Source organism: Mucilaginibacter sp. (assembly GCF_036568825.1).
Taxonomy (GTDB): domain Bacteria; phylum Bacteroidota; class Bacteroidia; order Sphingobacteriales; family Sphingobacteriaceae; genus Mucilaginibacter.
Map to the genome: position 1 here is coordinate 44,192 of NZ_DATCRU010000063.1, position 25,945 is coordinate 70,136.

A 25,945-nucleotide genomic window follows, 5' to 3' on the forward strand; every position below is an offset into this window, starting at 1 on the left:
AACTTATCTGACTTTAATAAGCAATCTCAATTGTAGCTTTATAAGTTGCTTCATTGCTTATATTATTAAGCATAAAATGTGCAAGATCAGCCCGCGAAATACTGAGGCAATTTTTTAAGAAACTGTTGATTGCAAAACGATACTTGCCGGTAGCCGGTCCATTGGTTAGTCGTGGCGGGCGCATGATGGTCCAGTCTGTATCTGTTTCTTTAATAAGCTTTTCCATTATGCGCAGGTCGGCATACATGTGCTTTAATATCTTTTGAACAATGTATTTTTCAACCAGCCTGACAAATAAAGGCAGCACCGGACTTATTTCTAATGCCGAAGCCGAGATAAAAAAGGCTCGCCGCACACCTTTCTTTTTCATTGCTTTCAATAAGTTTTTATTCCCTTCGGAGTACAATATGGTTGTCTTTGTGACAGCATTAGTTCCCAATGCTGAAATAATAGCGTCTTTGCCTTCAAGATAATCTTCAAAAGTTTCGGGCGACATGACATCTCCTTTTACAATTTGAAGATTGGTATGCGTCATAGCCAGTTTAGCCGGATTACGCAATATAGCTGTAACGTTATGCCCGGCCTCGAGGGCCAGTTCTACCACCTGTTTGCCAATGCCTCCATTTGCTCCTATGACCACTATATTTAATGCCGGTTTTGAATGCTCTATTTCCATTTTGATAGATATTTTCGTTTGTTAATTGAATTTGAAAACACTCAGTATAAAAATTGTCAAGAATATTGCCAATTGCGTGATATGAAAGAGATTGAGTTTATCCCTGATCTTTAGTATCCGATCATTCATGTTTATACCGGATATTTCTTCGGGCAATAGTCTTCTCAATTGTACACCCAGCCTTCGTCCGAAACCTAGTCCGTTGATCATGATCAGCAGGATCAAAACAAATTTTATCCTGAACCAGGTCTGCTCGCCAAAAACGCCATGAGTGAGGTACATCATGGTAATCCCCGAAATAAGTAGCAGGAGAAATCCAGTCCCAAAGATGATTTGAAGTTTTACTAAAGCTTCACTGATTGCCAGGGCCTTGGTTTTATCCGCCCAATATTGCTTCCATATTTGTTTAAAGATCACGTAATCCATTAAGGTCGTTCCTGCCATCATGGTTATCCCTGTAATATGTGTTGCCAGGGCAGCATGGTAAATAGTTTCGGTTGTCATAATTATTGGCTTTAATTCGTTTTCATTGTTATTTAATCAAATTTAATACGTTTTCGTATAAATAATCAAATCCCGGAGTAGTTTTATTTATATTTACTGCGGAATCGTAATAAAATTGACATGAACAAGACAATTCAGTTGGTAAACGAGTGGGGAAATTTTGAGATGGCGTATCCGGATGCCAATATTGATGACTTTTGCAGGCATTACCTGGCAACACATCAGCAGCAGAAAAATGCAGGACCATTAACAGGCGGCGTTATACCACCAACCAGTGAAGGATTGCTATTAAAGATGATCGGCCGCATTCATAAGCTGAATATGAGCTATGCTAATAATGCGATTGCAAATACAGGCATAAAACAGGTCGAAGAATTTGGCATACTGCTCACCATACAACAGGAACGGAACCCAAAAAAATCAGAAGTAATCTATGCGAACTTATTCGAGCTATCCAGCGGAACAGATATGCTGAACCGTTTGATAAAACGGGGGCTGATAAAGGAATACGATGACAAGGACGATAAGCGCTCAAAACGCATTGAATTAACAGCAGCTGGTGCGAAGGCAATAGAGCTTTGTACTGCACGCATGAGAAAAGTGGCCAGCATGATGACCATAGAACTTAGCGAAGATGACAAACAATTATGCATCCAGCTTTTGAAAAACATCGAAGTAAAATACTCGACACTCTGGCAGCAGCACAAGGATAAACCTTTTGACGAGGTTTATGATAATATGATACCGGCTAAATAAGCCTTACTTTTTACCTTCTTTCAAAAACTCATCTGTAAAGTGCTGCTTTGATTTCGGTTTTGAAAACTTATCAGCGTTGAATGATTGCGAGGCTCCTTTCGGGATAGTCAAACTTTTCCAATCCTCATCAGCCGCCATTTTGGAGATATAGACTATTTGTCCCACATGATAAGGGTAATGCGCCAATTGCCGGTTAATTGCCTCCATCACGGTATGCCCCTGGTTGCGGATATAGATAATCTTTTGGAGGTCTTCGCCAGTTAATGGTTTTAGTGCGTTCAGAAGACAATCCCAGCCCTCATTCCATTTGCTCAATAATTCTTCTTTAGTGTTTATGATGCCTTCAAATTCAGCATCGCGGTTACGCCATTCCTTTTCGCCGTCAGTCGTTAAAAAATCCGTCCATCGCGATAGCATATTACCCCATAAGTGCTGTACAATAATGGCTATGCTGTTGCTAGCTTCGTTATATTGCCAAAACAGTTTATCATCAGGCAATTGGGCTATAGATTTTTCACCCAATAATCTGTAATATTCAAACTGCTTGATCGAGCTTTCCAGGTAATCGTTTTCCATTGCATAGATTTTAATTCTTTATCAAAGATAAGTGGTTATAATATTGCTGAACTAAAAATATCATTCTTATCAGCTACATTAGTAACGCAATGAGAATACCCACCATAACAGGAGTAATTGACAGGCGGATGCTGGTGAATTTTACAGTACAGCCTGATGTTTTACAACAAATTTTACCACAGCCCTTCAGACCAAAATTGTTCAGAGGCAAAGGCATAGCCGGTATTTGTCTTATCAGGCTAAAGGAAGTAAGACCGAAAGGGTTACCCGCTTTTGTTGGGATCTACTCAGAAAATGGAGCTCATCGTATCGCAGTAGAATGGGAGGAGAATGGAACATTAAAAGAAGGTGTGTATATACCCCGAAGGGATACCTCATCAGCATTTAATTCTTTAACGGGAGGGCGGATATTTCCGGGCAGGCATTACAAGGCAAAATTTGATGTGAGGGAAGATGGTACCAACTATCATATCGCTTTTGAAAGCTCCGATGGAACAACGATCAGCGTTGATGCGAAACTCACAGATCATCTTAGCGATCATTCAATATTTAAAGATCTGGACACCGCCTCAGAATTTTTTAAAGCTGGATCGCTTGGGTATTCACCCCATGGAAATAAATATGAAGGCTTGCTCCTTAATACCTATGAATGGAAGGTAAAGCCGCTTGAGGTTAAAAATGTAAAGTCAAGTTTTTTTGAGGACGAAGCGGTATTTCCGAAGGGTTCCGTGCAGTTTGATAATGCCTTGCTTATGACCAATATAAAACATGATTGGATATCAGCGCCTGATAAATATAGTTGTTAAATGAAAACGATGGTTCAATTATATTGAACCATCGTTATAATGTGTTATGCAGTTTGAAGTGTTGTTTGTTCCATCTTCCGCCAGAAATAGTACAGCGCAAAAAGCAGCACCAGGAATATAATAGGCATGACAATAAATAGTGGCGTATCATGCACGCAGATATGCGAAACTGCCGCACCGATCAGTGTAAATGAAAATCCTGCAAATGCCCATTCCTTAATGGTTTTGTATTTGTTTTGCAGCAGGGCCACTACACCCAGCAATTTAAGTACGGCTAAAAAGCCCATCAGGTATATGGGATAGCCCATTGCATTCATTGCATCTACACCAGCCTGCGCTTTTGCCAGGCCACCGCCTGCATCCATCACATGAAACAGGCAGAACAGGATATTAAGCACCCAGTAGGTGATTTTTATACTTTTCGGATTCATTGCGTTTGATTTTAATGGTTATTAACCTTGATTTGGTTCATAATTGATCATCCAGCGAAGGCCGAACTTATCGGTAAACATACCGAAGTAACCGCCCCAGAATTCTTTCTTAAACGGCGCCTCGATATTTCCGCCTGCAGAAAGACCGTTATAGAAATGGAGGGCTTCTTCTTCGCTGGTCGGACTGAGAGATAAGCTGAAATTATCCCCCGGTTGTAATACCTGGCCCATTGACTCGATCATATCAGTCGCCATCAGGATAACGCCGTTGCCGACAGGTAAGGAGATGTGCATGATCTTGTCCTGCACTTCAGCGGGTATTTGGTCGCCGTTTGGTGCGTCTTTAAAACGTACTACCCGGTAAAACTCGGTGCCAAAAACTGATTTGTAAAAATTGAAAGCTTCTTCGGTATTACCGGCAAAGTTTAAATAAGGATTTACTGCTGCCATTGTTTTGCGTTTTAATTGGTTCTTGTTAAATTATAAAATATCTGTCGTTTCAGAGATTTATAGTTCGATTTCTGCTTTTTTTAAATGATCTGCTATATTCCTTAACTGGTGAGCGTGCCTTCTTGTATGAAAGCCCGCAAACTGTATCCACTCTGTTTTAGTAAGCAAGCCTATTGTCGGCATTTCAAATGTTGTGCATGTTTCGGTAAGATCATTTTTTCCTGCGGCATATTCAATGCCATCAAAAGTTTTTGCCAGTGATAAATGCAGGAAGGATTTATCTTTCGGAGAATCTGAAGGGATAATAAAATCAGGTGATTGAAATTTGATATCCATATTCAGGAAAGCATCACCTAATGGTTTTACAAACTCTTCCGGATTTCTTTCGGTTGGTTTTGATGGACTATTCAATGTTTCCAATATACCCGATACTGATTTTAATATATGTTCGGCAACCTGGCCGCCGGTCCAGCTGCCTTCAAAAGGAACAGTGTTGATATTGTCCTGGTCAAACAGATCAAGAGCTTTCAGAAACTCATCTTTTGCCGCGGCGATTGTGTTTTGCAAATTGTTTTTCATAATTTTTTGTTTTCACTGATTGAATGATGCAAATTAGTGTCAATAAACCGGTTGTAAAACGCGTAAATACGACAATCTGAAGGGCTATTTACGACAAACTACTTTAGCTGAATATCACATGAAAACAGTTTCCATCCTGGTGCTCGAAAGTGCTGTATTACAAGGTATAGCCGATCCGCGCTATATGTTTACCGCAATAAATAATTTTCTAAAAAATGCGGGTAAACCGCCGTTGTTCAATGTTCAATTGGTAGGGTTGAGCAAGGAAGTAAGGCTGAACGATGGTGCTTTTACTATCCGCCCTGATTTATTGCTGGATGAAGTAAAAAAATCTGACCTGGTCATCGTTCCCCCATTAAGCGGCGATTTGAATGCAGCGATAAAAGTAAACGAAGAGTTTATTCCATGGATACAGGAACAATACCGCCGCGGTGCTGAAGTAGCCAGTTTATGCCTTGGTGCATTTTTACTGGCTTCGACAGGTTTATTAAATGGTAAAAAATGTTCAACCCATTGGCTGTTCGCAAATGAGTTCAGGAATATGTTTCCTGAAGTCGATTTAGTTGACGAGAAGGTTATCACCGAAGAAAATCACGTTTACTCAAGCGGTGGCGCAAATTCTTACTGGAACCTGCTTTTGTACCTGGTTGAAAAATACACCACCCGAGAAATGGCTATCCTGGCTTCCAAATTTTTTGTGATCGATATGGGACGGAATGATCAGTCGCCGTTTATTATTTTCCAGGGACAAAAAGATCATGAAGATGAGGTGGTTAAAAATGCCCAGGAATACATCGAAAATAATTTCCACAACAAAATATCTGTAGACGAATTATCAGATAAGTTCAGCATTGTGCGCCGTACCTTTGAGCGCCGGTTTAAAAAATCGACCCATAACACGGTAGTCGAATACATCCAACGCGTGAAAATAGAAGCAGCTAAGAAAAGTTTCGAGAGCAGCAGGAAGACCATTTACGAAGTGATGTATGATGTAGGCTACACCGACATCAAAGCATTCCGCGATGTGTTTAAACGTATCACAGGCATGCCGCCTGTCGACTACCGGAATAAGTATAATAAGGATGCTGCAGTTGCAGTGTAAATCATCTAAATCCTGGCTTACCTCAGTATGTTTTTGCTGTAAATAAGTATGACGGTTTAGGTTTTAATACGGTAAGTATCGGATTAAAAACCAGCGAATTACTCCATAACCAATCTATTGTTGTTTGCGTATAAGTGTAAATACAGCAAACCAGCAACGCTGTCTAAAACCTGATTAATAAAAATTAATGGCCAGACCGGGTAATTTGATTGGAAACATAGGGGGTGTGAAGATCAGATATTATTTTACTGCTATTTTACTGGTGGTATCAACATTTGCATTTGCGCAAAATCAGCAATTACATTTTACTCATTTTGGTACTGCCGAAGGTCTTTCGGAGCTTAACCCAAACTGCTTGTTGCAGGATAGCCGTGGTTTTATCTGGATCGGTACCGCGGATGGCTTAAACAGGTATGACGGATACAAATTTAAAATATTCCGATACGACGCTAAGGATAATACCAGCATTGGCAATAACTATGTTCAGGATATAATCGAGGATAAGCAAGGTAATATCTGGGTTGCAACTGTTGGCGGAGGGCTGAATAAATTTGACAGGAATACCAACCGTTTTCATCGTTACCTGCATAACGAAAAAGACAAAAGCTCTATCTCCAGCAACTTTGTAAGTAAAGTGGCCCTTGATAAATCAGGTAAAATATGGGTGGCTACCCAAAAGGATGGCCTGAACTTATTCGACCCTAAAACGGGCAAAAGCACACACTATTTCAATTCAAACGATTCTACCAGTTTGTCTGACAATGCAATCATGACAGTTTATGTAGATCATGAAAATAATGTTTGGGTAGGTACTGATAACGAGGGACTATGCTTATTTAACCCCGGCACTAATAATTTTACCAGGTTTAAAAACGAGCCGTCAAACCCTGAATCAATTTCAGGAAACAAAGTAACTACCCTTTTTGAAGGCAGCCGGCATAATTTATGGGTAGGAACACAGGGTGCAGGATTAAATCTTTATAATTCAACTACTCATACGTTTAAACATTTTGTGCATGATCCGCACAACAAAAATTCCCTGGTACACAATAGTATCCAGAGTATTGCAGAGGATGACAGCCATAACCTGTGGATAGGAACGGAAAATGGCGGATTAAGCATTTATACGCCCGAGTGGGATCAGTTTTTAAGCTATTATCACGATGATGTAGATAATACTACCCTTGCCAACAACTCGGTAGATATTATTCTGAAAGACAGAGCAGGCAATATGTGGTTAAGCGTTTTTGCCGGAGGCATAGACCTGTACAAGAAGAACACAAGCAATTTTGAACACTACAAGCATAACGCGCAGCCAAATTCGCTTTCCAATGATTTTGTGCTGAGTTTATATGAGGATAAGGACTATAATATCTGGATAGGTACCGACGGTGGCGGTTTGAATATGTTTAACCTGAAATCGAACAACTTTACCGTCTACAAAAATAATCCTGCTGATAAAAATAGTATATCCGGTAATAATATATTAGATATTAAACCTGATGATCAGGGTAATATCTGGATAGGTACCTGGGGTAATGGGGTGAATGTAATGAACCCGGCAACCAGGAAATTTAAGGTATTTAAACATGATCCGACCAACCCGAATAGCATAAGCGGCGATAATATTTATGCTATAGCGCAAACTCCTGATAAAAAAATATGGCTGGGCTCGTTTGGCGACGGGTTAAACCTGTATCAGCCTGAAAGCAACACTTTTGCGCATTTTAAGAACATTGAAAAAGATCCGACCAGTTTGGGAAGCGACCGGATCAACTCGCTTTTAAGTGATAGCAAAGGCAATTTGTGGATCGGTACCGATGATGCCGGACTAAATCTTTTTGATCCTCAGACAAACTCATTCAAACGTTTCCCGCATAACGATCATACTAATAGCATTAGCAGCAATACAGTTCTTGATCTTTACGAGGATCATTTAGGGAGTATCTGGATATGTACCTTAAGCGGACTGGACAAATTTGATCCCGTAACCCATCATTTCACGGTGTTCAAAACAAAAGATGGCTTGCCGAACGACTATGCACAGGCCGTGCTTGAAGATGACAAAGGGCATTTATGGGTAAGTACCAACAATGGTATTGCCATGTATGACCCGAAAACCAGCAAATTCCAAAATTATACAACCGAAGATGGTTTGCAGGGCGATGAGTTTAAACAGCATGCCGCACTGAAAAGCAGCACTGGCGCATTCTATTTTGGCGGGGTAAACGGCTTTAATTCCTTCTTCCCTGATCATATTGTTCATACGCCATATAATCCGCCGCTTGTGCTGACTGATTTTGAAGTGTTCAATAAATCAGTTGATGTCGCAAAGGACAAGAATGACCCATCCCCGCTTAAAAAAGATATTTCCGAAACCAGGTCGGTCACATTATCACATGACCAGTCTGTTATTTCAATTGAGTATGCTTCGCTGGATTATCTGTCGCCCAAGAAAAAGAACTACGCCTACGTCCTCGAGGGGTTTGATAAAGGATGGAATTATGTAGGCAATAAGAATACCGCAGTTTATACCAACCTGCCTCCGGGCAATTACACCTTTAAAGTAAAGAGTCAGAACACTTCGGGCGAATGGTCGAAAGCTTTAAGCCTGAAAGTTACTGTTGTGCCGCCATTCTGGTTAACATGGTGGTTTGAGACTCTGGCGGGCGTATTTGTAATAGCATCGATCTACGGTTTTTATCGTTACCGTGTTCGCAGCATCATCAAACAAAAAGCTAAGCTTGAGGCTGAAGTAAAACATCGTACCGCCGTAATTCAGCATCAAACTGAAGAGCTGCAAGCACAGTCCGAAGATTTGCAGGCGTTGAATGAGGAACTGCAGGCACAGTCTGAAGAGCTGCAATCGCTGAACGAAGAATTGCAGACACAATCCGAAGAACTGGAAGATCAGAAAAACCAGGAATATAATGCACGCCAGGAAGCAGATAAGGCCAATCAGGCCAAGAGCATCTTCCTGGCTACGATGAGCCACGAGATCAGGACGCCGATGAACGGTGTGATCGGTATGGCTTCTTTATTGGCCGAAACTCAGTTGAATAACGAGCAACGTGAATATGCTGAAACCATCATCAATTGCGGTGATAGCTTGCTGAATGTGATCAATGACATCCTTGACTTCTCCAAGATCGAATCGGGTAAGATGGACATAGAGGAAGAAGAATTCGACCTGCGTCAAAGCATCGAAGAGATTATGGATATGTTCTCGCAAAAAGCTGCTGAGCAACGCCTCGACCTGATCTACCAGATCGATTTTAACTTGCCGCATTTCGTAATAGGCGATAGTTTGCGCTTAAAACAGGTGATCATCAACCTAATCAATAACGCGATTAAATTCACATCCCAGGGTGAGGTATTTATCAAAGTATTTCTGTCTCAGGCTATTGCTGATGATCAGATCGAAATAGGTTTTAGTGTGAAAGATACCGGCATAGGCATACCGGAAGAAAAATTACCAACCCTATTCCAGGCATTTTCTCAGGTCGACTCGTCTACCACACGCAAATACGGTGGCTCAGGCCTTGGGTTGATCATCAGCGAACGCCTGGTAAAACTGATGGGCGGTAATGTATGGGTTGAAAGCAAACTGGGCGAGGGCTCTACCTTTAACTTCACGATCCGCACCAAAGCTGGCGATAAACCGAATACCGAACTGCAATTGATGCCGGGTATAGCCAATATTGAAGGCAAGCGTATTTTGGTTGTTGACGACAACGACACCAACCTTGTCATTTTAAAAACTCAGCTGGAGCACTGGAAACTGCAAACAGTTACCTGCAAATCAGCACAAGCAGCTTTGGATATCCTGGCTGAAGACCGTGGTTTTAACCTGGTTATTTCGGATATGGCTATGCCTGATATGGATGGCGCCGAACTGGCACGTGCAATTAAAGCATCTGAGCACCCGATACCGGTGATCATGCTGAGCTCGATTGGTGACACGAACCGTAAAAAATATCCGGGACTTTTTGCGTCGGTGCTGGTAAAACCAGTGAAACAAAATCAATTGCTAAAGAGTATTTATGCTGAACTGGGCGAACGCAAGGAAGTTGTAAAGCCGGTTGAAGAAAAGACCGAAAGCGTTCTTGATCCTGAATTTGGCAATCAATATCCATTAGATATCCTGATAGCCGAAGACAACCCCGTAAACCAGATGCTGATACAGCGTATTTTGGTTAAACTGGGCTATAAAACCACCATGGCGCAAAACGGCCTTGAAGCTTTACATAAAGTATCAGAACACAATTATGATGTGGTATTGATGGACGTGCAAATGCCTGAAATGGATGGCTTTGCATCAACCGGGCATATCCGCAAACTGGATGTGACGCAACCTTATATCATAGCCATGACCGCAAATGCATTGGCAGAAGACCGTGAAATCTGCCTGAGCAAAGGCATGGATAATTACATCTCTAAACCACTCAAATTAGAGGTACTGGTAGCTGTCCTGAAGGAGGCCCATTCAATTAAAAAAGGTTTGCTAACACGTTAAATTGCGGCAATTCCTTTGCGATAATTTAAAATTTTCTACTTTTAGGGTGCAAAACCTAAAATGTATTCTTCCGTTTTAAATCTCTATGAAAATAATCAGTCTGATAATGGAGGGATTTAAAAGTAATGAACTTCTATTAAAGACAAGGCCGCCAATCAGTATAATTATATTGGTGGCAATCAATATTCTCTTTTTATTTGAATCGATAACAAATTGGGTTTGGATTATTTATCTATTACCTTTAAACTTCATCTTCTATATCCAATTCTGTCGTTTTTGTTGCGTTATTACAATGACTCAAGAATTTATTAAAGTGCGTTATTTTAATCCGCTTCTAAAAAGCAAAACTATTCCTATTAAAGACATAAAAACGATAGATTACCAGAAGGGATTTTATGATTTTTTCTCGAGGAAAACAATTGGTGGAACACTCTTCCTGCCACAGTATTGTTTTGATAGGTTAATCGTAAAGTTCAAGGATACAAAAGGATCTATTATATACGTAAATGTAAATACACTAATGTTTGACTTTGATAGAGTTTTAAAATTTGCTATAGAGTTAAAAATATTAGATAAGATGTAACCGGCTACGTCATTGCTCACCATGCTTCGAGTACCTCAGCATGACATCACCGCACAAACAAACAGAAGAATCAATTCATCTTAACCACCTCAAAATTCGAAGCGGCAATCTGTCCAAGCTTTTGAAGATCATCATTATCCCAACGGTCATCAGGTGCGCCGCTGATATACATGTTGCTGCCGATATCAGCCAGGATAATACCGTATTTTTTCATAGCAGTGAGTATAACTTGCAGGTTAGCTGAATAACCAGTGATATTGAAGTTAGCTTTCAGGCGCAGTTTCGCACCAAAAGGTAAAGAATATTGTCCGCCGCTGCTGCCAACACCATGACGTGCAGGTGATATATACGAGTTTGGTTTTACATTAGCTGATTGAAGCGTGAAACGTATAGCATGATCGATCTTGCCTTTTAACACTTCCTCATATCGAACCAATCCCGGAAAAATAGGTAAACCAGCTGCATCAGCTGAGGTCCAGCCATCAGGTCTTAATGCATCAGATTTTAGATTAAAAATAGCACCGCTTGATGCCTGCCATTGCCCGTTGGTATAGCTCGCGTTGTAGAGCTCATACAAAATATCATTATCCTTATCTACCACGAGCACATGTGAATCGCCTTGACCGTTGCCTTCAATGGGAGCATTAGACGGTATAGGGTATGGTCCTGGGTCACTTTCACTGCCGTAATTGCCATCATTTGAATTGGCCCTGAAAGTTACAGTCACTTTAGGCTGGCTGCCGCAAACTACCGTGTAAGGAATACCAATAGGTGCATTATCCCACAACCCGCTGCTGAAATCGGCTTTCAGTTTTGAACTGCTAAAGTTTGCAATGATCTGTGAACTGTTTGGATCGACAGCAGCCGAAGATATATCCTGGTTCCAGGGGTTATCAGCAGGAAAGATTTCTATGCTTTCCGCATCGGCTAATTGCACGTTACAGGTATTACCGGTACCAGTATTGCCACTGTTATTGGTACCTGTGGTATTGCCATTGGTTCCTTTTGAACCATTTTGATCGCCGGGGGTAGTTCCTTCTTTTTTGCTGCAGCCCGAAAAGACCAGGAAAAGGAGGACAAAAGTAGTATACAATACTGACCTCATACCCACCTGTAACGGCAATTGTAACAAAAAGGTTATACTGCCATTAATTATAAGGCAATGTATTTATCCACATTTTGGGATTATATAACCCGAAAATTAACGATGCCGGGTCTTTTCTATCATTATTCTAACAGCATCAGCTATAAACTCTTTGCCTTTACTATCAAGCGGGAGCTTATCGTATCCCTCATATAATTCGTAGCTGACACCTCCATGGCCGTCATTTTTTGCTTCCAGTTTTTTGTCATCGTTCTGGTATTCTACATAGCCATTTCGTGAAATGCTTGCGATTGCTGTTCCTGCATTATTAAAACTAATGTCGCCGGAGTATTCAATTTTCAGATAATGATTATTACTCTTTTCAACCACTGTGGTGTGATGGTGATGCCCCAACGTGCATGCCGCCAAACTGACTATGCCGGTTACCAGCATAATTATTCCTGATTTTTCCATATCTTTTTTATTGATCGTCATTGATGAATAAACAAATATATAGAAATATTATAGTACTATCCAATACATAGTACTATAAATATAAAAAATAATTGTAGAGACGCCATGCATCGCGTCTTGTGGAGACAAGGAACCTGAACTATTAAATATTTTTAGAAAAACGGTACAAATAAGGCGCTTTATGAGCAGCCCCGGTCCATTTTTTGGCTACCCGCTCTAAAATACCGAGGCTAAGCATTTTGCGCTGGAAGGCGGGGCGGAGCAGTTTTTTATCTAAAATGGTTTCGTACAGGATTTGCAAATCCCCTAAGGTAAATTCTTCCTGCATCAGGTTAAAGGCGATAAGTTTATTATCCAAATCAGACCTGAGTGAGCACAATGCTTTTTGAATGATCGAATTATGGTCCTGCATCAGTTTGGGGATAGCAGTCAGATCGTACCAATCACAACTATCAAATATAGTATCCGGCTTGGGTACGACTTTGGTAAAATCAACCAAAGCGTAATAGCCTATCGATATAAATCTTTGCAGCAGCCAGTGATTATCATCGTGCTTGATGTTGTTAGCAGTAAGGATATCTTTCATCGGCTGCGGGTCTGATCGTCCATGATCGCCGAACACATAGAATTGTTCCAGGTAAATATCTTTTAATCCGGTTCGTTCGCTCACTATCCGGTTGGCCGCATCATTCAGGTTTTCTTTTTTGTGGATGAACCCGCCCGGTAGGGCAACCACACCAGTTTTATTATAACGCATCAGCAAAACCTTTAATTGGTGGTCGTGAAAACCAAATATTACAGCATCAATAGCCAGTCCGTGCATAAAGTCGGTACCCGCGGTTCCGGTTTCATTTTCGACTGGTTTATCCTTGCTCATATATTTTTACGGAAAATACAGTAATCATTTGATATTCTGCTCTTCTATTTTTATTATTGTAACACAATGTTACAATAATAATCTGAATTGTTTCAAACCAATTATTAAATCAAATAGATCATGAGAAAATCAACTCTTGTGTTACTGGCATTCGCAACGTTCTGTTGCAGTAATGTATTTGCACAAAATAACCAGGTGAAAACTGAGAACGGCATACTGGAGGGCACGACAAATGGAACTACCGGTATCCGCAGCTTCAAAGGTATCCCGTTTGCACAACCTCCTGTGGGCGATCTGCGCTGGAAAGAGCCCCAACCCGTAAAAAACTGGGACGGTGTGCGCAAAGCAGATCATTTTGGCAATAATGCGATGCAGAAGAATGTGTTTGGCGATATGATGTTCCGTTCTGCAGGGATGAGCGAAGATTGCCTGTACCTGAATGTTTGGACTCCGGCCAAATCAGCAAAAGAAAAACTTCCAGTATTAGTTTATTTCTATGGAGGAGGTTTTGTTGCAGGTGATGGCTCTGAGTCACGATACGATGGCGAAAGCATGGCCCAAAAAGGAATCGTTTCATTAACAGTGAATTATCGTCTTGGCGTATTTGGCTTTATGGCTCATCCTGAACTGACAGCCGAATCACCTCATCATGCATCAGGCGATTACGGTCTGCTGGATCAGCATGCTGCATTGAAATGGGTGAAGAAAAATATTGCAGCGTTTGGGGGAGATCCCGATAAGATCACCATTGCGGGAGAATCGGCAGGATCAATAGCAGTTTGTGCGCAAATGGCATCGCCTTTATCAAGAAACCTGATTGCAGGAGCAATCGGTGAAAGCGGCGGTATGATCGCACCGACTATCCCGGCTATTCCATTGGCTGATGGTGAGAAAAATGGAGTTGCCTTCGGTCAAAAAGTCAACGCAACCTCGTTAGCTGCATTGCGTGCTATCCCGGCAGATCAGCTTTTGGAGATGGCTTCCAAACAGGGAATGCCACCTATGTCGCCTACTGTGGACGGTTATTTTTTAGATAAAACTCCGAATGAAATATTCGCAGCTGGAGAACAGGCACATGTGCCGTTGCTTGCGGGATGGAACTCGGCTGAGGTTCCTTACCAGTTTTTAATGTGGGGTGATGCACCGACACCTGAGAATTATCTGAAAAAGGTAAAGCAAACTTATCCGGATAATGCCGATGAAGTATTGAAATTATATCCCGGTACCACGCCGGAGGAGGCGATCAAATCAGCCACAGAATTAGCCAGTGACCGCTTCATCGTTTACAGCACCTGGAAATGGGCAGATGAGGTTGCAAAAACAGGCGGCAAGCCGGTATACACTTATATTTTCGGAAAGCAGCGCCCTGCAATGGTAGCCTCAATGGGCAACGCAAAGCCAGGATTAGCAGGCGGCGTGGTTAAAGGCGGAGCTGATGATGCTCAGAAAAAAGCTCCAGCCGTATATCCGGGTGCATCTCATGCTTCTGAAATTGAGTATGCCATGGGAAACCTGCCAGGCAATAAAGTATATGACTGGAAACCTGAGGATTTTAAAGTTTCAAAAACCATGGAAGACTATTTCGCCAACTTTATCAAAACCGGTAACCCCAATGGCAAAGGTTTACCAAAATGGGAGGCCAATAAAGGCGCTGTTACGCAAAGTATTGCTATCAATGTGGAAACCAAAATGGAGCCGGTAACAGTTGAACGGTATCGTTTCCTCGATCAGCAATTTCAAAAAAGGTAAACTAAACTAACCCTAACTATAAATTTGAAGCTGTCCCGATGAATTTCAGGACAGCTTTTTTATTGATCTCGATTTTTTAGCTTTGTTGCCAACTAAAACTGCATGACTTTTAAAACCCCCGAATTGCGTACCGTAAATGTAACCCGCTATGTAACCCCATTGCGTGAAGGTGGCTCATTGCCTGCTATTGCTGAGGCGGATGATGGTTTCCTGTACGTTCTCAAGTTTCGTGGTGCAGGGCAGGGGGTAAAGGCTCTGATCGCAGAACTGATAGGCGGAGAAATTGCGCGGGCATTGGGTTTTAAAGTTCCTGAAATTGTGTTTGCCAATTTAGATACTGCTTTCGGTCGTACTGAGCCTGATGAAGAAATACAGGATCTGCTAAAAGCCAGCGTCGGTTTGAATTTGGCTTTGCACTATTTGTCGGGTGCAATAACCTTTGATCCGGTAGTAACTAAAGTCGACCCAAAACTGGCCTCGCAGATAGTTTGGATGGATTGTTTGCTGACCAATGTCGACCGCACGCCGCGCAATACTAATATGCTTACCTGGAACAAGGAGTTATGGCTGATTGATCATGGCGCTTCTTTATATTTCCATCACTCGTGGGATAACTGGAAAGAGCAGGCAACGCGCCCATTTGTGCAGATAAAAGATCATGTATTGTTATCCAAAGCATCGGAACTGGAGACTGTTGATGAAGAATTCAAATCGATCCTGACACCAGATGTAATACAAACTATCGTTTCATTAGTACCAGATGAATGGATAAAAGGGGAGTGGCTGGAAGAACCGGATGAAGTGCGGTCAGTTTATGCGCAATTTTTGGAAACCCGTATAGCGGCATCGTCTATTTTTGTAAAGGAGGCGCAACATGCAAGAGAATAACCTGTTTGAGTATGCTGTTATCCGCGTGGTGCCGCAGGTGGAGCGCGAAGAGTTCCTCAATGTAGGGGTGATTCTCTATTGCCCTAAGCTGAAATTCCTGCAATGCCTTTGCGCAGTCGATGAAAAACGCCTTTGCTCTTTCTCCAACAAGATAGATATTGACGACTTGAAAGGCCACCTTCATTCCTTTGCAGAAATATGCCGGGGAAGTAAGGATGGCGGCCCAATAGCCCAATTGGATATGCCATCACGTTTTCGCTGGCTTAGCGCTACACGCAGTACGGTGGTGCAAACTTCAAAAGTGCATCCGGGATTGTGTGTTGATCCGCAAGAAACTATTGAGAAGCTATATAATCAGCTTGTGCTATAATAGCAAAGAAAGGTCATGCCGAATTTATTTCGGCACCCCATCATAAAAGTATGCGATAGAAAGGTCTGCTACCTGCAAATCGCACACCAAGCACGTGTGAATGTCCTGTGGGGTGCCGAAATAAATTCGGCATGACACCGGATTTTTGTCGCTGTACTCTCTTCAATTCAAACCTATCGCTATATCACAAATATGATTTCTAAATATTATTTTAGGGTAATTTTAGATATCGGTCATTTGTCAAAAAATAAACAAATCATTATTTACGGTATTGCCCTGGCTGTTTTATTATTCCTGTTAAAATGGCTGGAGACACGCTATATACTGCTCGATCAGAAACTGGATGTTTATCTTGGCATTATAGCGGTGCTGTTTACCGCATTAGGCATTTGGCTTGCATTGAAGATCAGGAAACCTAAGGTGGAAACGGTCATCGTCGAGAAGAAAATAGTGTTGACAGCCGGTCCTGATTTTATTTTGAATGAAGAAGAAGTTCGCCGTCTTAACCTGAGCAAGCGCGAGCTGGAAGTATTGCAACTAATGGCCGATGGATTAAGCAACCAGGAAATTGCATCAAAACTGTTTGTGTCGCTGAATACTATCAAAACCCATTCGGCACAAATATTCGAGAAGATGGAAGTAAAACGCCGCACACAGGCTGTGGATATGGCGAAACGCTTGTGCATTATACCTTAAACCACTCATACTTTAGTACCAAAACGCAGTACTTTCTGCAAAATCACCCTAAAGTATGACCGGAAATAATACCCCTTTATTCAATTTTGAGCAAACTAAAACTTAAAACAAAATGAAAAAGATCATTATTATTTGCGGATTAATAGCCGGTTTAATCGTCACCTCCATGATGCTGCTATCTATTTCCGGCTGTATTGGAGGTTCCGACTTTGAGGGCGGCATAGGCAGTATGCTGCTGGGCTACAGCAGCATGGTTATTGCTTTCTCGATGATATTTGTAGGCGTAAGGAATTATCGTGATAAGCACAACGACGGGACTATCTCTTTTGGAAAAGCATTGAAAATTGGCCTGCTCATTACGTTGGTAGCCTCAACCATGTATGTGATCGTATGGCAAATCGACTATTACTTTTTTATTCCTGACTTTTATGAGAAGTATTCGGCCCATATCATTCGCGAAATGAAAGCAAGTGGTGCCACCCAGGCTCAGATTCAGCAACAAATGATTGCTAATAAAAGCAACGGCGAAATGTACAGGAACCCTTTGTTTAACGCGATGTATACTTATATCGAGATATTGCCCGTTGGACTCATCATGTCACTGCTGGCCGCTGTGATACTAAAGCGCAAGTCGAACCCGGATAATATGATCGCAACAGCAAGCGTTGGTTAGCCGATAAAAAACTGCTGACTGACGATCTTACCATCTTTCACTTTATAAAGGCATATTTCTTCTACTTCCATGTGACCCTGGTCCTTTACCTCAAAGGACATTTTAAGGCTCATGGTAAAGTAGCTGCCTGCAATGATTGGTTCGGATAAAGTGATCTTGTGGATGGCAGTAACGCGCGATAAAAAATCTTTTTCACGGTCCAATAAAGTGATCAGCCCCTTTAAAGGCTGACCACTTGTATTTAATGGATCGATACTCTCGGCGTCTTCTGAAAACAGTAATTGATAGGCTTCAACAAACTTCTGTTCGCTAAGCATTTCTTTTAAACCGTTGGCAATTTCGTGAATGGTGAACATGATAGGATAACCCGGACGGATAGTTATTGTTTGGGTTGCCTCACCTAAGTCCTCTCCAAAGGAGAGGACTTAAACTTAAAACCCTCTCCTTTGGAGAGGGCAGGGTGAGGCTGAGATTACAATACAATACTCTCAATCCCCTTCTGCAACGCAGTCTCTTTCAGATCCGGCATATTAACACCCTCAACCCGGAAAGTAGTGATGTCCGTAACACCGAGGAATCCAAATAACGTTCTCAGGTAAGGCTCAGCAAAGTCATAAGACTTCATTGGTCCGTCCGAATAAATCCCACCTGAGGCAATAGCCAAATAAACCTTTTTATCCTTTATCAAACCCTCAGGACGTCCCGACTGATAAGAGAATGTTTTGCCTGCCCGAACTATATGATCTAACCATGCCTTAAGCGCAGAAGGAATATTAAAGTTGTAGATCGGAACACCGATCACAATAATGTCCGCTTCAAATACTTCCTCTATGGCCTCATTAGAATGTTTAGCAGCCTCTTTAGACTCCTGTGTAGCATTTTCAGCAGGCGCATAAAAAGCGTTTAAGTGCGATTCTTCCAGGTGAGGATAATGGTGCTCCACAAGGTCGCGCACCTTAACAGCGCTGCCTGGATATTGGCTGATGAGCTTTTCATTAATAGCATTAACTAATTGAGTGCTGTTTGAGGCTGCGCCCCTTGCACTGGATATGACATTTAGTATCTTTTTCATTTTGGTATATTATAAAAGTTATCAGATTATGCAGTTTGTAAAACAGGGTTGCGTTTGTGATAAGTGATATAAGAAGTGACCAGCAGGACCAGGAATATCACCGGCATCACGCGATAATTAACCGGGTCACCTGATGCGGTGTGGGCAATAAAGGCGGATACGAAAGTGATAATGAAACCGGCATAAACCCATTCTTTAATGCGTGCAGAAACAGGAGCTATCAATAATATAGCGCCGATCACTTTCCCAATTGCCAGCTCAACCCGGAAATAATCAGGATATCCCAGGTGATGGAATGCCTGTACCATGGCATCCTGTGTTAAATAAGCATAGGCAGAATATATCATCATTATGGCCACGATAACCGTTGTGACCCAGTAAGTAATTTTAATTGCTTTCATCTTTTGTATTTTTTTGATGAGCAAAACTATGTACATTTGCTTATAAAAAGTTAGTAGTATACAAAAGGTTAGTAATAACCTTTTGTATAGTTAGGCTGAGAAGTGAGTAGAAATTATGAAACAAATTCATTCAAAAGAGGAGTGTACAAGGGCATTAACCGGGATAGGTGATGCGCTTTATGTCATCGGCGGTAAATGGAAACTGCGCATTCTGATAGCGCTGCGCAGCGGTAACAAACGCTTTAACGAATTGCAGCGTACCATAACAGGCATATCGGCCAGAGTACTATCACATGAGTTGAAAGAGCTGGAAATGAACGGCTTTGTAAAACGAAATATCTATACGGAAAACGCAGTGGTTGTGGAGTATGAGCTCACCGAATACAGCGATTCTCTCGGCAGCGTATTGACAGCATTAAGTGAGTGGGGTATAATGCACCGGGAGAAGATCAGGAAGGAAAGATCGGTGGCAGAAACAGTATAAAATCACCATAAAAAGCCGCCAAGATGCTTGAGACTCTCTTGAGCCTTACACCAAAGCATCTTTGAGCCTTACAGCAAACCATCACCTCCCATTTTCAGCTGACCTTTGTATCATGATCAAACATAAGAGCACATGAAAAAGGTAATATTAATAACTGGTGCCTCGGCCGGAATGGGAAAGGAATTTGCTAAAGAATTATTGAAAGACGGACATACTGTATATGGCGCGGCACGCAGGGTTGATAAAATGAGCGACATTGAAAAACTGGGCGTAAAAGTTTTGTCAATGGACGTAACAGACGAAAGTTCTATGGTTAAAGGCGTGAACACGATAATCAAAGAGCAGGGGAGGATAGACGTGTTAATTAACAATGCTGGGTTTGGTTCCTATGGAGCGATAGAAAATGTATCGATTAATGATGCCCGGTATCAACTAGAAGTAAATGTATTAGGAGCAGCAAGACTGATTCAACTGGTACTTCCCCATATGCGCAAACAGCATTATGGAAGGATATTAAATATTTCATCAATCGGTGGTAAAATAACCACACCGCTTGGCGGATGGTATCATGCCAGTAAATTTGCGCTTGAAGGTTTAAGCGATAGTCTCCGTAATGAAGTAAAGCAGTTTGGTATTGATGTGGTGGTGATTGAACCTGGGGGAATAAAATCAGAATGGGCCGGTATAGCTATTGATAACCTGATGAAGAACTCTGGTGATTCAGTTTATAAAACATTGATCCAAAAATTTACCGGGTCTATGAAAAAGAATGAAGGGAAAGGCGCAGAACCAGGAGTGATTGTTGACCTGGTGCGCAAAGCCATCGATGCAAAGCAACCCAAAACACGTTACGCAGGAGGCCATATGGCTGGTATATCTTTATTTATGCGGAAGATACTACCTGACCGTTTATTCGATAAAATGCTGATGAGTCAGTTGAAGTAATCATTTATCTTTATGAGCACTAAAATGGAAGATAAAATCCATATTCAATTAAACAACCTGCTCTATTCCTGTGTCGACAAAAAGCAACGCGGTAATGAGCAGTTTGTGCCTGAACATGCCCTCGGGTATTTGATATCTGGCGATTCACAAGTATTTACAGGTGTGGAAACCACTGTAATTGCCGAAGGTAGCATTGGCTTGATCCATCGTAACCAGTTACTTAAAACAGTAAAGATACCACCCAAAAATGGCGGCGAATTCAGATCGATCAACATATTTCTCAGCCAGGATTTTCTGCGCAATTATGCTGCCGAACATAAGTTAGAACCACCCGGGAAATACAATGGAGATTACAATCGGCTACTGACACACGATCCATTTATCAAAGGTTATTTTGATTCTTTGCTGCCCTATTTTGAGCATCCGGAACAAATGACTCCGGCATTAGCTGAATTAAAAACAAAAGAAGCGGTGGAACTATTGCTCCGACATGATCCCGGACTTAAACAATTCCTGTTCGATTTCAGTGAGCCTTATAAGATCGACCTGGAAGCTTATATGAACAAGCATTATATGTTCAATGTCCCGACAGAACAGTTTGCCAGATTAACGGGCCGAAGCCTGGCTAGCTTCAAACGGGATTTTCAAAAAATATTTTCAACCTCGCCAGGACAATGGCTGCAGCAAAAACGTTTGGAAGAGGCTTATTTCCAGATCAGTAAAAAAGGGCGTAAACCATCAGAAGTATACCTCGATGTTGGTTTTGAAAATCTTTCGCACTTTTCTTATTCCTTTAAAAAGGCCTACGGTGTAGCGCCGTCGATGATTTAATTTCTCACACAGCTTGGATTTGACAAACAGATTTCTCTATATTTGTTTATCAATCCTAATCGTCATGAAAATAGCAATAGTCCCCATGCGATTTAAAATCAGGGGATAACACTTCCGGTTTTTCTTTTTCAGCATCTCGCTGAACATTTTCATTTTTTTAACCTGTAATTACTTTTTCATGGCAACAGATCAAACGACTGCTATTAGCAGGTCAACCAGAATATTTACACTTATAAAAGAATCGCTTCGTGGTGGTAATCACGATTTCACGCGCGGAAGCATACGTCGCGCAGTATTGTTGCTGGCGATCCCGATGATGCTCGAGATGGCAATGGAGTCTGTTTTTGCCCTTGTCGATCTATACTTTGTTGGGCATTTACCACACAGCAGTTATGCAATTCAGACTGTCGGGCTTACAGAATCCTGCCTGACAATTATTTATTCACTTGCAGTCGGCATGAGCATGGCAGCAACCGCTATTGTAGCCCGTCGCATAGGCGAAAAGGATCCGGTTGAGGCAGCTAAAGCAGGTATGCAAACGGTAACGCTGGCTATACTGGTCAACCTGGTAATCGGAATTGTTGGATTTTATTTCGCCAGCAATATCCTTACCATTATGGGAGCATCCGCTGAAACAGCACGGTTGGGTACCAACTACACCCGCATTATGATGGCCGAAAGCCTGATCATAGTAATGCTGTTCCTGGTGAACGGTATCTTCAGGGGAGCAGGTAATGCGGCGATAGCCATGCGCAGTTTGTGGATAGCGAATATTGCTAATATTATCCTGTGCCCTTTGTTTATCAATGTATTAGGCTTCGGACTAACTGGGGCAGCTATTGCTACAACTATTGGTCGTGGAACGGGTGTTGTATATCAATTATATCATTTATTTAATGGTAAAAATCTGATCAAAGTACGCCTGGCCTATTTAAAGCCGCATTGGGAGCAGATAAAGGCTATACTGAAAATCGCCATTCCAGGGATACTACAATTTGTGATCGGATCATGCAGTTGGATATTCCTCGCTGAGTTGGTAGCAACTACAGGCGGAGATCATGGCTCGGCAGGATATCAAACGTCCATCAGATTAATGCTGTTCTTCATGCTTCCTGCCTGGGGTATGAGCAACGCTGCGGCTACGCTGGTAGGGCAAAATCTCGGTGCAAAGGAATTAGGCAGGGCAGAGGATTCGGTTTTCAAGACCGTTAAATACAATGTGATCTATATGGCCAGCGTAACTGTCATTACCTATTTACTAGCCACTTACCTGACTGCTTTTTTTACGAACGATGAGCAAGTGAGGCAGGTAGCAACCCGGTCGCTGCAAATACTGAGCGTGGGTTATATCTTTTATGGTGTAGGAATGGTGATGATGAGCGCCTTCAACGGTGCCGGCGATACCTGGACAACCACCTGGGTAAACTTGTTCGGTTTCTGGCTGTTACAGGTTCCACTAGCTTATTTGTTAGACAAATATTTCAATATGGGCATAACAGGGGTATTTTTAGCCATCCCAATAGCCGAAACCTGTATGGCCATAGCCAGTTTCTTCTTATTCAAAGGAGGGAGATGGAAGATGGTGAAAGTGTAAAACTTTCACCTTCTTCTTATATAATGTCAGATCATCTGTCTCAAAAATGTTACTTAATAACGCCATTGTAACAAAAAATAATGGCCTATAATTAAACGTTATAAAACATCGCATTAGTTAAATATGTTGTTTCGATAGTAAACTTTCATCCGGTAGTCGACCGGACAATATACCCCTGTCTATGAAATTATCTATATATAAATCAAAGCTTTCCGCATTTATTTGTTTTTTATTGCTGCCCTTTCTGGCCAAAGCTGACGGCTTTAAATTCAAGATCAAAAACACCGATAAAACTGCCGTTTCCGTGTTTTATAAGATTACCAAAAAATCGGGCAAGTTTAAATTGAAACCACTCGTAAATCTCAAGGCCGGTGAAGAAAGAATAAAAGACGTTTCAATCAGCAAAGGCGATACCATCGCATTTTATGGTCAGGATGCAGAAGATGTGACTTCGATTGTCGTAAAAAAAGACTTCACTGATCTCGAAAAAAATAAGGACGCAATCACTTATGTACCCATAGTCATCCCCCAAAAAGAAAGCGCCAACTTTGAATCGTTGGAAAACCTAAGCATCAAACTGGAACATAACAAAGTGCTCAATTTTCTGCTCAAGATGGATTCCACGTCGATGAGCAGCATGTCCATGCTTGAAAATAATTTCCAAAATATTTATCCGCTTGGCACATTCATTTTTGTTGATACCAAAACCAACCGTTTATTGTTGCCACCCCTCGAACCTTCCTTCTGGAATAATAGCGAGAATTATTTAACCATACAGGACAGTCTTTACAGTATGGTGAATGCAGCGCATAGGGGTATGGCTAATGTGCAATTGGCCTATTTTGTAGCAAAGATGTTTGATTCCCTGCGCGTAAATAATACTGCTGAGCTGGAGTTTAAAGCAAAGCTTTCACTCATCCGGTGGAAACCATCTGCCAATGCTACCATATACCAGGTGTTTAATGATAAAGCGGTGCAGGACTTTTTGCAGAATTGCTACGCACAGATCAATAACCCTGACGAAGAATACCAGCGGTACAGGCTTTATTTTCTTTCATCCTATGAACGTATTGATGACCTTGAAATCTATGGCAGGCAGTTTTACAATTTCGGCAATGAGCTCGATCTGTCATTAATGGGAGGAAATCCGGCATTATTCAGCACTAACCTGGGCGTGATGTATACCAAAAATAAAACGATGAGCAATTATTTTTCGGTGCAGAATGCTGTTTTGCGAACAAAGGCTTATGACCTCACTTCATTGTTATTTAATGGGTTTAAAAATAACGTCAAAAACCAGATCATACAGCAAACCTACGCCGATCAGCACAGGATCATAGCTGCAATAGTGGACGAATATAAAAGCCTGGTGGGCTACAATCCTGATCCGGTAAGACTTAACCTGGTAGCACTGGATCCTAAAGACGCATCACCGTCACTTGTGCCAATTGAAACGACCGTGAGCAATTTATCGCCTTTCAGTTATATGCCTGCCGATACTTCCAAACAGGCAACTGCAACGGCAAATAACTATAAGATTGATTCCTACAATAATAAGGCACGGTTCTTTAATTCGCATCTGAAAGAGATCAATAGCCTGATCAAAGAGTTAAATCAAACGGATGACGACCTGGAAAAAATATCCCGCACTAATCCGAATAAGAGCTTTACAAGCTCGGTAAGCTCGGCAGGTTTACTAAATGAAATAGAAGTAAACAGCAAGATTGTACGAAAAGAATAAATGAAACAGGAGCAACGTGCAAAAATAACGTCTTTAAATTAAGACGATTATTTACCCCTCCATTTTGCTTGCAAAAGGGAGGGTGGTCGAGCGTAGCAATGACCGGGTGGGTAAATATACGAGCGATATTAAAGCCAATGCATTACAGCAAATGCTTGTCCTGCGTTTTTACTCCATCCTCCTCCTTCCTCTAAATTTAGAGGAAGGTATCGCACGATGCCTGCCTTTAGTTCTGCTATAACTTTTGACTTGATGATGTCACCCCTGTTATCATTAATACCTCTCCCAGAATGCAGGGGGCTGAATACCTAATGACCGCAGGTATACATAGCCCTGTGCACGATGATGGATCTCGTTATCTATCCAATAAAAAATGATATCAGAAGTAATTCCTTCATAAGTGCCAAATGCCTTCATGGTTTCGTGAAAACGTTGCCTGGGTATCAGGGGCCAAAGGGAATCAATCTTATAAGTGACATCATCCCAGGTATTCAATATATCTTCCTTTGTGTTCATGAACGATTTACCCGAATGATGGCTCAGTTCATTTATGGGTGTTTCGGCACTCGTAAAAAGGTCCTGCATGCCGGCATCGGCAACGCCGATGATCTCTTTGATCATTTCGGCAAAAGGACGCATGCCGCCGATGCAATGATCGAATAATTCCCTTTCAGGAAAAGCTTCAATTACTTTACGGGTTAAGCGACGGTGACCCTGCCAGTGCTCTAAAATTGACTCAGGAGAAGTGAATCCGTCGATGATGTTAGTGTCTTGTTGGTTTGCTGCGTTGTTTTCCATTGTGGGTTGTTTTTGATTTCTATACCAAAGTAACGCAGCGGTAATGACAGCCCTATGTCAGCAGAGTTTTGGGCAAATAAAAAAGCCATTCGCTAACTGGCGGATGGCTCCCAGGTGTTCCCGACGAGATTCGAACTCATATCATCAGAACCGGAATCTGACATTCTATCCATTGAACTACGGGAACAATGTGCTGCAAATATATCAAAATTGATTAAACTCACTGTTTACATTCTTTCTTCACAAACAGGTAAATATTTTAAATTGCGATCCCCAAAAACCTGTTTAT

27 protein-coding genes and 1 tRNA gene are annotated in these 25,945 nt (G+C 41.6%); 14 read left to right on the top strand and 14 right to left on the bottom strand.

Translation table 11 applies throughout. The annotated features are described in order from the left end of the window. Window positions 1–13 precede the first annotated feature (13 nt). Window positions 14–676, bottom strand: a complete 663-nt coding sequence (locus VIM89_RS13815; protein ID WP_488156752.1) for an NAD(P)-dependent oxidoreductase — start codon at window positions 674–676, stop codon at window positions 14–16. Between the two features lie 21 nt (window positions 677–697). Further along, entirely contained in the window at window positions 698–1,180 is a 483-nt protein-coding gene (locus tag VIM89_RS13820) for a hypothetical protein (RefSeq protein WP_488156753.1), read from the bottom strand. Window positions 1,181–1,300: 120 nt separating this feature from the next. Between VIM89_RS13820 and VIM89_RS13825 the strand changes: the two genes are divergently transcribed. After that, window positions 1,301–1,936: a MarR family winged helix-turn-helix transcriptional regulator gene (locus tag VIM89_RS13825; RefSeq protein ID WP_488156754.1), complete on the top strand. Its 636-nt coding sequence runs from the start codon at window positions 1,301–1,303 to the stop codon at window positions 1,934–1,936. A 3-nt stretch (window positions 1,937–1,939) separates the two neighbouring features. Here VIM89_RS13825 and VIM89_RS13830 read toward each other — a convergent pair whose 3' ends face one another. Then, on the bottom strand, window positions 1,940–2,512 hold the full coding sequence (locus VIM89_RS13830; protein ID WP_488156755.1) for a DUF1572 domain-containing protein: 573 nt from the start codon (window positions 2,510–2,512) through the stop codon (window positions 1,940–1,942). Between the two features lie 89 nt (window positions 2,513–2,601). On the opposite strand from VIM89_RS13830, the gene VIM89_RS13835 reads away from it, so the two are divergent. Then, window positions 2,602–3,318 (top strand): DUF2071 domain-containing protein, encoded by a 717-nt coding sequence (locus VIM89_RS13835; RefSeq protein WP_488156756.1) that lies wholly within the window; start codon window positions 2,602–2,604, stop codon window positions 3,316–3,318. 44 nt (window positions 3,319–3,362) lie between these two features. Here VIM89_RS13835 and VIM89_RS13840 read toward each other — a convergent pair whose 3' ends face one another. From VIM89_RS13840 to VIM89_RS13850, 3 genes are read right to left on the bottom strand one after another with little or no spacing between them, the layout of a single operon-like run. Further along, the gene (locus VIM89_RS13840) at window positions 3,363–3,749 is read right to left on the bottom strand and encodes a DoxX family protein (RefSeq protein ID WP_488156757.1); all 387 of its coding nucleotides are present in this window, start codon (window positions 3,747–3,749) and stop codon (window positions 3,363–3,365) included. A 21-nt stretch (window positions 3,750–3,770) separates the two neighbouring features. Next, a complete protein-coding gene (locus VIM89_RS13845; protein WP_488156758.1) occupies window positions 3,771–4,199 on the bottom strand; it encodes a VOC family protein in 429 nt (142 codons plus the stop codon). Window positions 4,200–4,256: 57 nt separating this feature from the next. Then, on the bottom strand, window positions 4,257–4,778 hold the full coding sequence (locus VIM89_RS13850) for a DinB family protein (protein ID WP_488156759.1): 522 nt from the start codon (window positions 4,776–4,778) through the stop codon (window positions 4,257–4,259). Between the two features lie 118 nt (window positions 4,779–4,896). Here VIM89_RS13850 and VIM89_RS13855 point away from each other — a divergent pair, with 118 nt between their 5' ends. Further along, window positions 4,897–5,880: a GlxA family transcriptional regulator gene (locus VIM89_RS13855; protein ID WP_488156760.1), complete on the top strand. Its 984-nt coding sequence runs from the start codon at window positions 4,897–4,899 to the stop codon at window positions 5,878–5,880. 187 nt (window positions 5,881–6,067) lie between these two features. Then, entirely contained in the window at window positions 6,068–10,396 is a 4,329-nt protein-coding gene (locus VIM89_RS13860) for a two-component regulator propeller domain-containing protein (RefSeq protein ID WP_488156761.1), read from the top strand. A 653-nt stretch (window positions 10,397–11,049) separates the two neighbouring features. Here VIM89_RS13860 and VIM89_RS13865 read toward each other — a convergent pair. The 3 genes from VIM89_RS13865 to VIM89_RS13875 all read right to left on the bottom strand — a co-directional run bounded on the left by VIM89_RS13865 (window position 11,050) and on the right by VIM89_RS13875 (window position 13,414). Further along, complete coding sequence (locus VIM89_RS13865; RefSeq protein ID WP_488156762.1) at window positions 11,050–12,084, bottom strand: hypothetical protein; 1,035 nt, start codon at window positions 12,082–12,084, stop codon at window positions 11,050–11,052. Between the two features lie 96 nt (window positions 12,085–12,180). Continuing rightward, window positions 12,181–12,558 carry a hypothetical protein gene (locus VIM89_RS13870; RefSeq protein WP_488156763.1) on the bottom strand — a complete coding sequence of 126 codons (378 nt, stop codon included), beginning with the start codon at window positions 12,556–12,558 and terminating at the stop codon, window positions 12,181–12,183. A gap of 121 nt (window positions 12,559–12,679) precedes the next feature. Further along, window positions 12,680–13,414, bottom strand: coding sequence for an NUDIX hydrolase (locus VIM89_RS13875; RefSeq protein WP_488156764.1), 735 nt, complete (start codon window positions 13,412–13,414; stop codon window positions 12,680–12,682). Window positions 13,415–13,534: 120 nt separating this feature from the next. Here VIM89_RS13875 and VIM89_RS13880 point away from each other — a divergent pair, with 120 nt between their 5' ends. The 5 genes from VIM89_RS13880 (at window position 13,535) to VIM89_RS13900 (ending at window position 17,790) form a co-directional block, all read left to right on the top strand. Continuing rightward, the gene (locus VIM89_RS13880; RefSeq protein WP_488156765.1) at window positions 13,535–15,163 is read left to right on the top strand and encodes a carboxylesterase/lipase family protein; all 1,629 of its coding nucleotides are present in this window, start codon (window positions 13,535–13,537) and stop codon (window positions 15,161–15,163) included. 102 nt (window positions 15,164–15,265) lie between these two features. Then, window positions 15,266–16,051 (top strand): HipA family kinase, encoded by a 786-nt coding sequence (locus VIM89_RS13885; RefSeq protein ID WP_488156766.1) that lies wholly within the window; start codon window positions 15,266–15,268, stop codon window positions 16,049–16,051. Next, on the top strand, window positions 16,038–16,421 hold the full coding sequence (locus VIM89_RS13890) for a DUF3037 domain-containing protein (protein ID WP_488156767.1): 384 nt from the start codon (window positions 16,038–16,040) through the stop codon (window positions 16,419–16,421). The genes VIM89_RS13885 and VIM89_RS13890 overlap by 14 nt, the downstream gene beginning before the upstream one ends. Before the next feature lie 192 nt (window positions 16,422–16,613). Further along, window positions 16,614–17,117, top strand: a complete 504-nt coding sequence (locus tag VIM89_RS13895) for a response regulator transcription factor (protein ID WP_488156768.1) — start codon at window positions 16,614–16,616, stop codon at window positions 17,115–17,117. A gap of 112 nt (window positions 17,118–17,229) precedes the next feature. Continuing rightward, window positions 17,230–17,790 carry a DUF4199 domain-containing protein gene (locus VIM89_RS13900; RefSeq protein ID WP_488156769.1) on the top strand — a complete coding sequence of 187 codons (561 nt, stop codon included), beginning with the start codon at window positions 17,230–17,232 and terminating at the stop codon, window positions 17,788–17,790. On the opposite strand, the gene VIM89_RS13905 is transcribed toward VIM89_RS13900, so the two are convergent. The 3 genes from VIM89_RS13905 to VIM89_RS13915 all read right to left on the bottom strand — a co-directional run bounded on the left by VIM89_RS13905 (window position 17,787) and on the right by VIM89_RS13915 (window position 19,263). After that, the gene (locus tag VIM89_RS13905; RefSeq protein WP_488156770.1) at window positions 17,787–18,146 is read right to left on the bottom strand and encodes a SnoaL-like domain-containing protein; all 360 of its coding nucleotides are present in this window, start codon (window positions 18,144–18,146) and stop codon (window positions 17,787–17,789) included. The genes VIM89_RS13900 and VIM89_RS13905 overlap by 4 nt on opposite strands. Before the next feature lie 116 nt (window positions 18,147–18,262). Beyond that, the gene (locus VIM89_RS13910; protein ID WP_488156771.1) at window positions 18,263–18,862 is read right to left on the bottom strand and encodes an FMN-dependent NADH-azoreductase; all 600 of its coding nucleotides are present in this window, start codon (window positions 18,860–18,862) and stop codon (window positions 18,263–18,265) included. A gap of 26 nt (window positions 18,863–18,888) precedes the next feature. Continuing rightward, window positions 18,889–19,263 carry a DoxX family protein gene (locus VIM89_RS13915; protein ID WP_488156772.1) on the bottom strand — a complete coding sequence of 125 codons (375 nt, stop codon included), beginning with the start codon at window positions 19,261–19,263 and terminating at the stop codon, window positions 18,889–18,891. Between the two features lie 115 nt (window positions 19,264–19,378). Between VIM89_RS13915 and VIM89_RS13920 the strand changes: the two genes are divergently transcribed. From VIM89_RS13920 to VIM89_RS13940, 5 genes are all read left to right on the top strand, one after another. Next, the gene (locus VIM89_RS13920) at window positions 19,379–19,747 is read left to right on the top strand and encodes a winged helix-turn-helix transcriptional regulator (RefSeq protein ID WP_488156773.1); all 369 of its coding nucleotides are present in this window, start codon (window positions 19,379–19,381) and stop codon (window positions 19,745–19,747) included. 132 nt (window positions 19,748–19,879) lie between these two features. Then, the gene (locus VIM89_RS13925) at window positions 19,880–20,692 is read left to right on the top strand and encodes an oxidoreductase (RefSeq protein WP_488156774.1); all 813 of its coding nucleotides are present in this window, start codon (window positions 19,880–19,882) and stop codon (window positions 20,690–20,692) included. Between the two features lie 24 nt (window positions 20,693–20,716). Then, on the top strand, window positions 20,717–21,523 hold the full coding sequence (locus VIM89_RS13930) for a helix-turn-helix domain-containing protein (protein ID WP_488156775.1): 807 nt from the start codon (window positions 20,717–20,719) through the stop codon (window positions 21,521–21,523). 178 nt (window positions 21,524–21,701) lie between these two features. Then, window positions 21,702–23,117: an MATE family efflux transporter gene (locus tag VIM89_RS13935; RefSeq protein ID WP_488156776.1), complete on the top strand. Its 1,416-nt coding sequence runs from the start codon at window positions 21,702–21,704 to the stop codon at window positions 23,115–23,117. Window positions 23,118–23,298: 181 nt separating this feature from the next. Beyond that, window positions 23,299–24,858, top strand: a complete 1,560-nt coding sequence (locus VIM89_RS13940; RefSeq protein ID WP_488156777.1) for a hypothetical protein — start codon at window positions 23,299–23,301, stop codon at window positions 24,856–24,858. A gap of 273 nt (window positions 24,859–25,131) precedes the next feature. On the opposite strand, the gene VIM89_RS13945 is transcribed toward VIM89_RS13940, so the two are convergent. Together VIM89_RS13945 and VIM89_RS13950 are read right to left on the bottom strand one after the other, a co-directional pair. After that, complete coding sequence (locus tag VIM89_RS13945; protein WP_488156778.1) at window positions 25,132–25,656, bottom strand: DinB family protein; 525 nt, start codon at window positions 25,654–25,656, stop codon at window positions 25,132–25,134. A gap of 115 nt (window positions 25,657–25,771) precedes the next feature. Then, window positions 25,772–25,843: transfer RNA gene (locus VIM89_RS13950), tRNA-Arg, on the bottom strand. Window positions 25,844–25,945 lie beyond the last annotated feature (102 nt).

What these genes read in the sequence shown, in the direction of transcription:
- VIM89_RS13815 (WP_488156752.1), bottom strand. Translation starts at nt 676, where the DNA reads ATGGAAATAGAGCATTCAAAACCGGCATTAAATATAGTGGTCATAGGA.
- VIM89_RS13860 (WP_488156761.1), top strand. Translation starts at nt 6,068, where the DNA reads ATGGCCAGACCGGGTAATTTGATTGGAAACATAGGGGGTGTGAAGATC.
- VIM89_RS13850 (WP_488156759.1), bottom strand. Translation starts at nt 4,778, where the DNA reads ATGAAAAACAATTTGCAAAACACAATCGCCGCGGCAAAAGATGAGTTT.
- VIM89_RS13870 (WP_488156763.1), bottom strand. Translation starts at nt 12,558, where the DNA reads ATGACGATCAATAAAAAAGATATGGAAAAATCAGGAATAATTATGCTG.
- VIM89_RS13830 (WP_488156755.1), bottom strand. Translation starts at nt 2,512, where the DNA reads ATGGAAAACGATTACCTGGAAAGCTCGATCAAGCAGTTTGAATATTAC.
- VIM89_RS13915 (WP_488156772.1), bottom strand. Translation starts at nt 19,263, where the DNA reads ATGAAAGCAATTAAAATTACTTACTGGGTCACAACGGTTATCGTGGCC.
- VIM89_RS13945 (WP_488156778.1), bottom strand. Translation starts at nt 25,656, where the DNA reads ATGGAAAACAACGCAGCAAACCAACAAGACACTAACATCATCGACGGA.
- VIM89_RS13900 (WP_488156769.1), top strand. Translation starts at nt 17,230, where the DNA reads ATGAAAAAGATCATTATTATTTGCGGATTAATAGCCGGTTTAATCGTC.
- VIM89_RS13925 (WP_488156774.1), top strand. Translation starts at nt 19,880, where the DNA reads ATGAAAAAGGTAATATTAATAACTGGTGCCTCGGCCGGAATGGGAAAG.
- VIM89_RS13880 (WP_488156765.1), top strand. Translation starts at nt 13,535, where the DNA reads ATGAGAAAATCAACTCTTGTGTTACTGGCATTCGCAACGTTCTGTTGC.
- VIM89_RS13905 (WP_488156770.1), bottom strand. Translation starts at nt 18,146, where the DNA reads ATGTTCACCATTCACGAAATTGCCAACGGTTTAAAAGAAATGCTTAGC.
- VIM89_RS13825 (WP_488156754.1), top strand. Translation starts at nt 1,301, where the DNA reads ATGAACAAGACAATTCAGTTGGTAAACGAGTGGGGAAATTTTGAGATG.
- VIM89_RS13845 (WP_488156758.1), bottom strand. Translation starts at nt 4,199, where the DNA reads ATGGCAGCAGTAAATCCTTATTTAAACTTTGCCGGTAATACCGAAGAA.
- VIM89_RS13910 (WP_488156771.1), bottom strand. Translation starts at nt 18,862, where the DNA reads ATGAAAAAGATACTAAATGTCATATCCAGTGCAAGGGGCGCAGCCTCA.
- VIM89_RS13835 (WP_488156756.1), top strand. Translation starts at nt 2,602, where the DNA reads ATGAGAATACCCACCATAACAGGAGTAATTGACAGGCGGATGCTGGTG.
- VIM89_RS13935 (WP_488156776.1), top strand. Translation starts at nt 21,702, where the DNA reads ATGGCAACAGATCAAACGACTGCTATTAGCAGGTCAACCAGAATATTT.
- VIM89_RS13920 (WP_488156773.1), top strand. Translation starts at nt 19,379, where the DNA reads ATGAAACAAATTCATTCAAAAGAGGAGTGTACAAGGGCATTAACCGGG.
- VIM89_RS13820 (WP_488156753.1), bottom strand. Translation starts at nt 1,180, where the DNA reads ATGACAACCGAAACTATTTACCATGCTGCCCTGGCAACACATATTACA.
- VIM89_RS13885 (WP_488156766.1), top strand. Translation starts at nt 15,266, where the DNA reads ATGACTTTTAAAACCCCCGAATTGCGTACCGTAAATGTAACCCGCTAT.
- VIM89_RS13890 (WP_488156767.1), top strand. Translation starts at nt 16,038, where the DNA reads ATGCAAGAGAATAACCTGTTTGAGTATGCTGTTATCCGCGTGGTGCCG.
- VIM89_RS13865 (WP_488156762.1), bottom strand. Translation starts at nt 12,084, where the DNA reads ATGAGGTCAGTATTGTATACTACTTTTGTCCTCCTTTTCCTGGTCTTT.
- VIM89_RS13930 (WP_488156775.1), top strand. Translation starts at nt 20,717, where the DNA reads ATGGAAGATAAAATCCATATTCAATTAAACAACCTGCTCTATTCCTGT.
- VIM89_RS13840 (WP_488156757.1), bottom strand. Translation starts at nt 3,749, where the DNA reads ATGAATCCGAAAAGTATAAAAATCACCTACTGGGTGCTTAATATCCTG.
- VIM89_RS13940 (WP_488156777.1), top strand. Translation starts at nt 23,299, where the DNA reads ATGAAATTATCTATATATAAATCAAAGCTTTCCGCATTTATTTGTTTT.
- VIM89_RS13895 (WP_488156768.1), top strand. Translation starts at nt 16,614, where the DNA reads ATGATTTCTAAATATTATTTTAGGGTAATTTTAGATATCGGTCATTTG.
- VIM89_RS13855 (WP_488156760.1), top strand. Translation starts at nt 4,897, where the DNA reads ATGAAAACAGTTTCCATCCTGGTGCTCGAAAGTGCTGTATTACAAGGT.
- VIM89_RS13875 (WP_488156764.1), bottom strand. Translation starts at nt 13,414, where the DNA reads ATGAGCAAGGATAAACCAGTCGAAAATGAAACCGGAACCGCGGGTACC.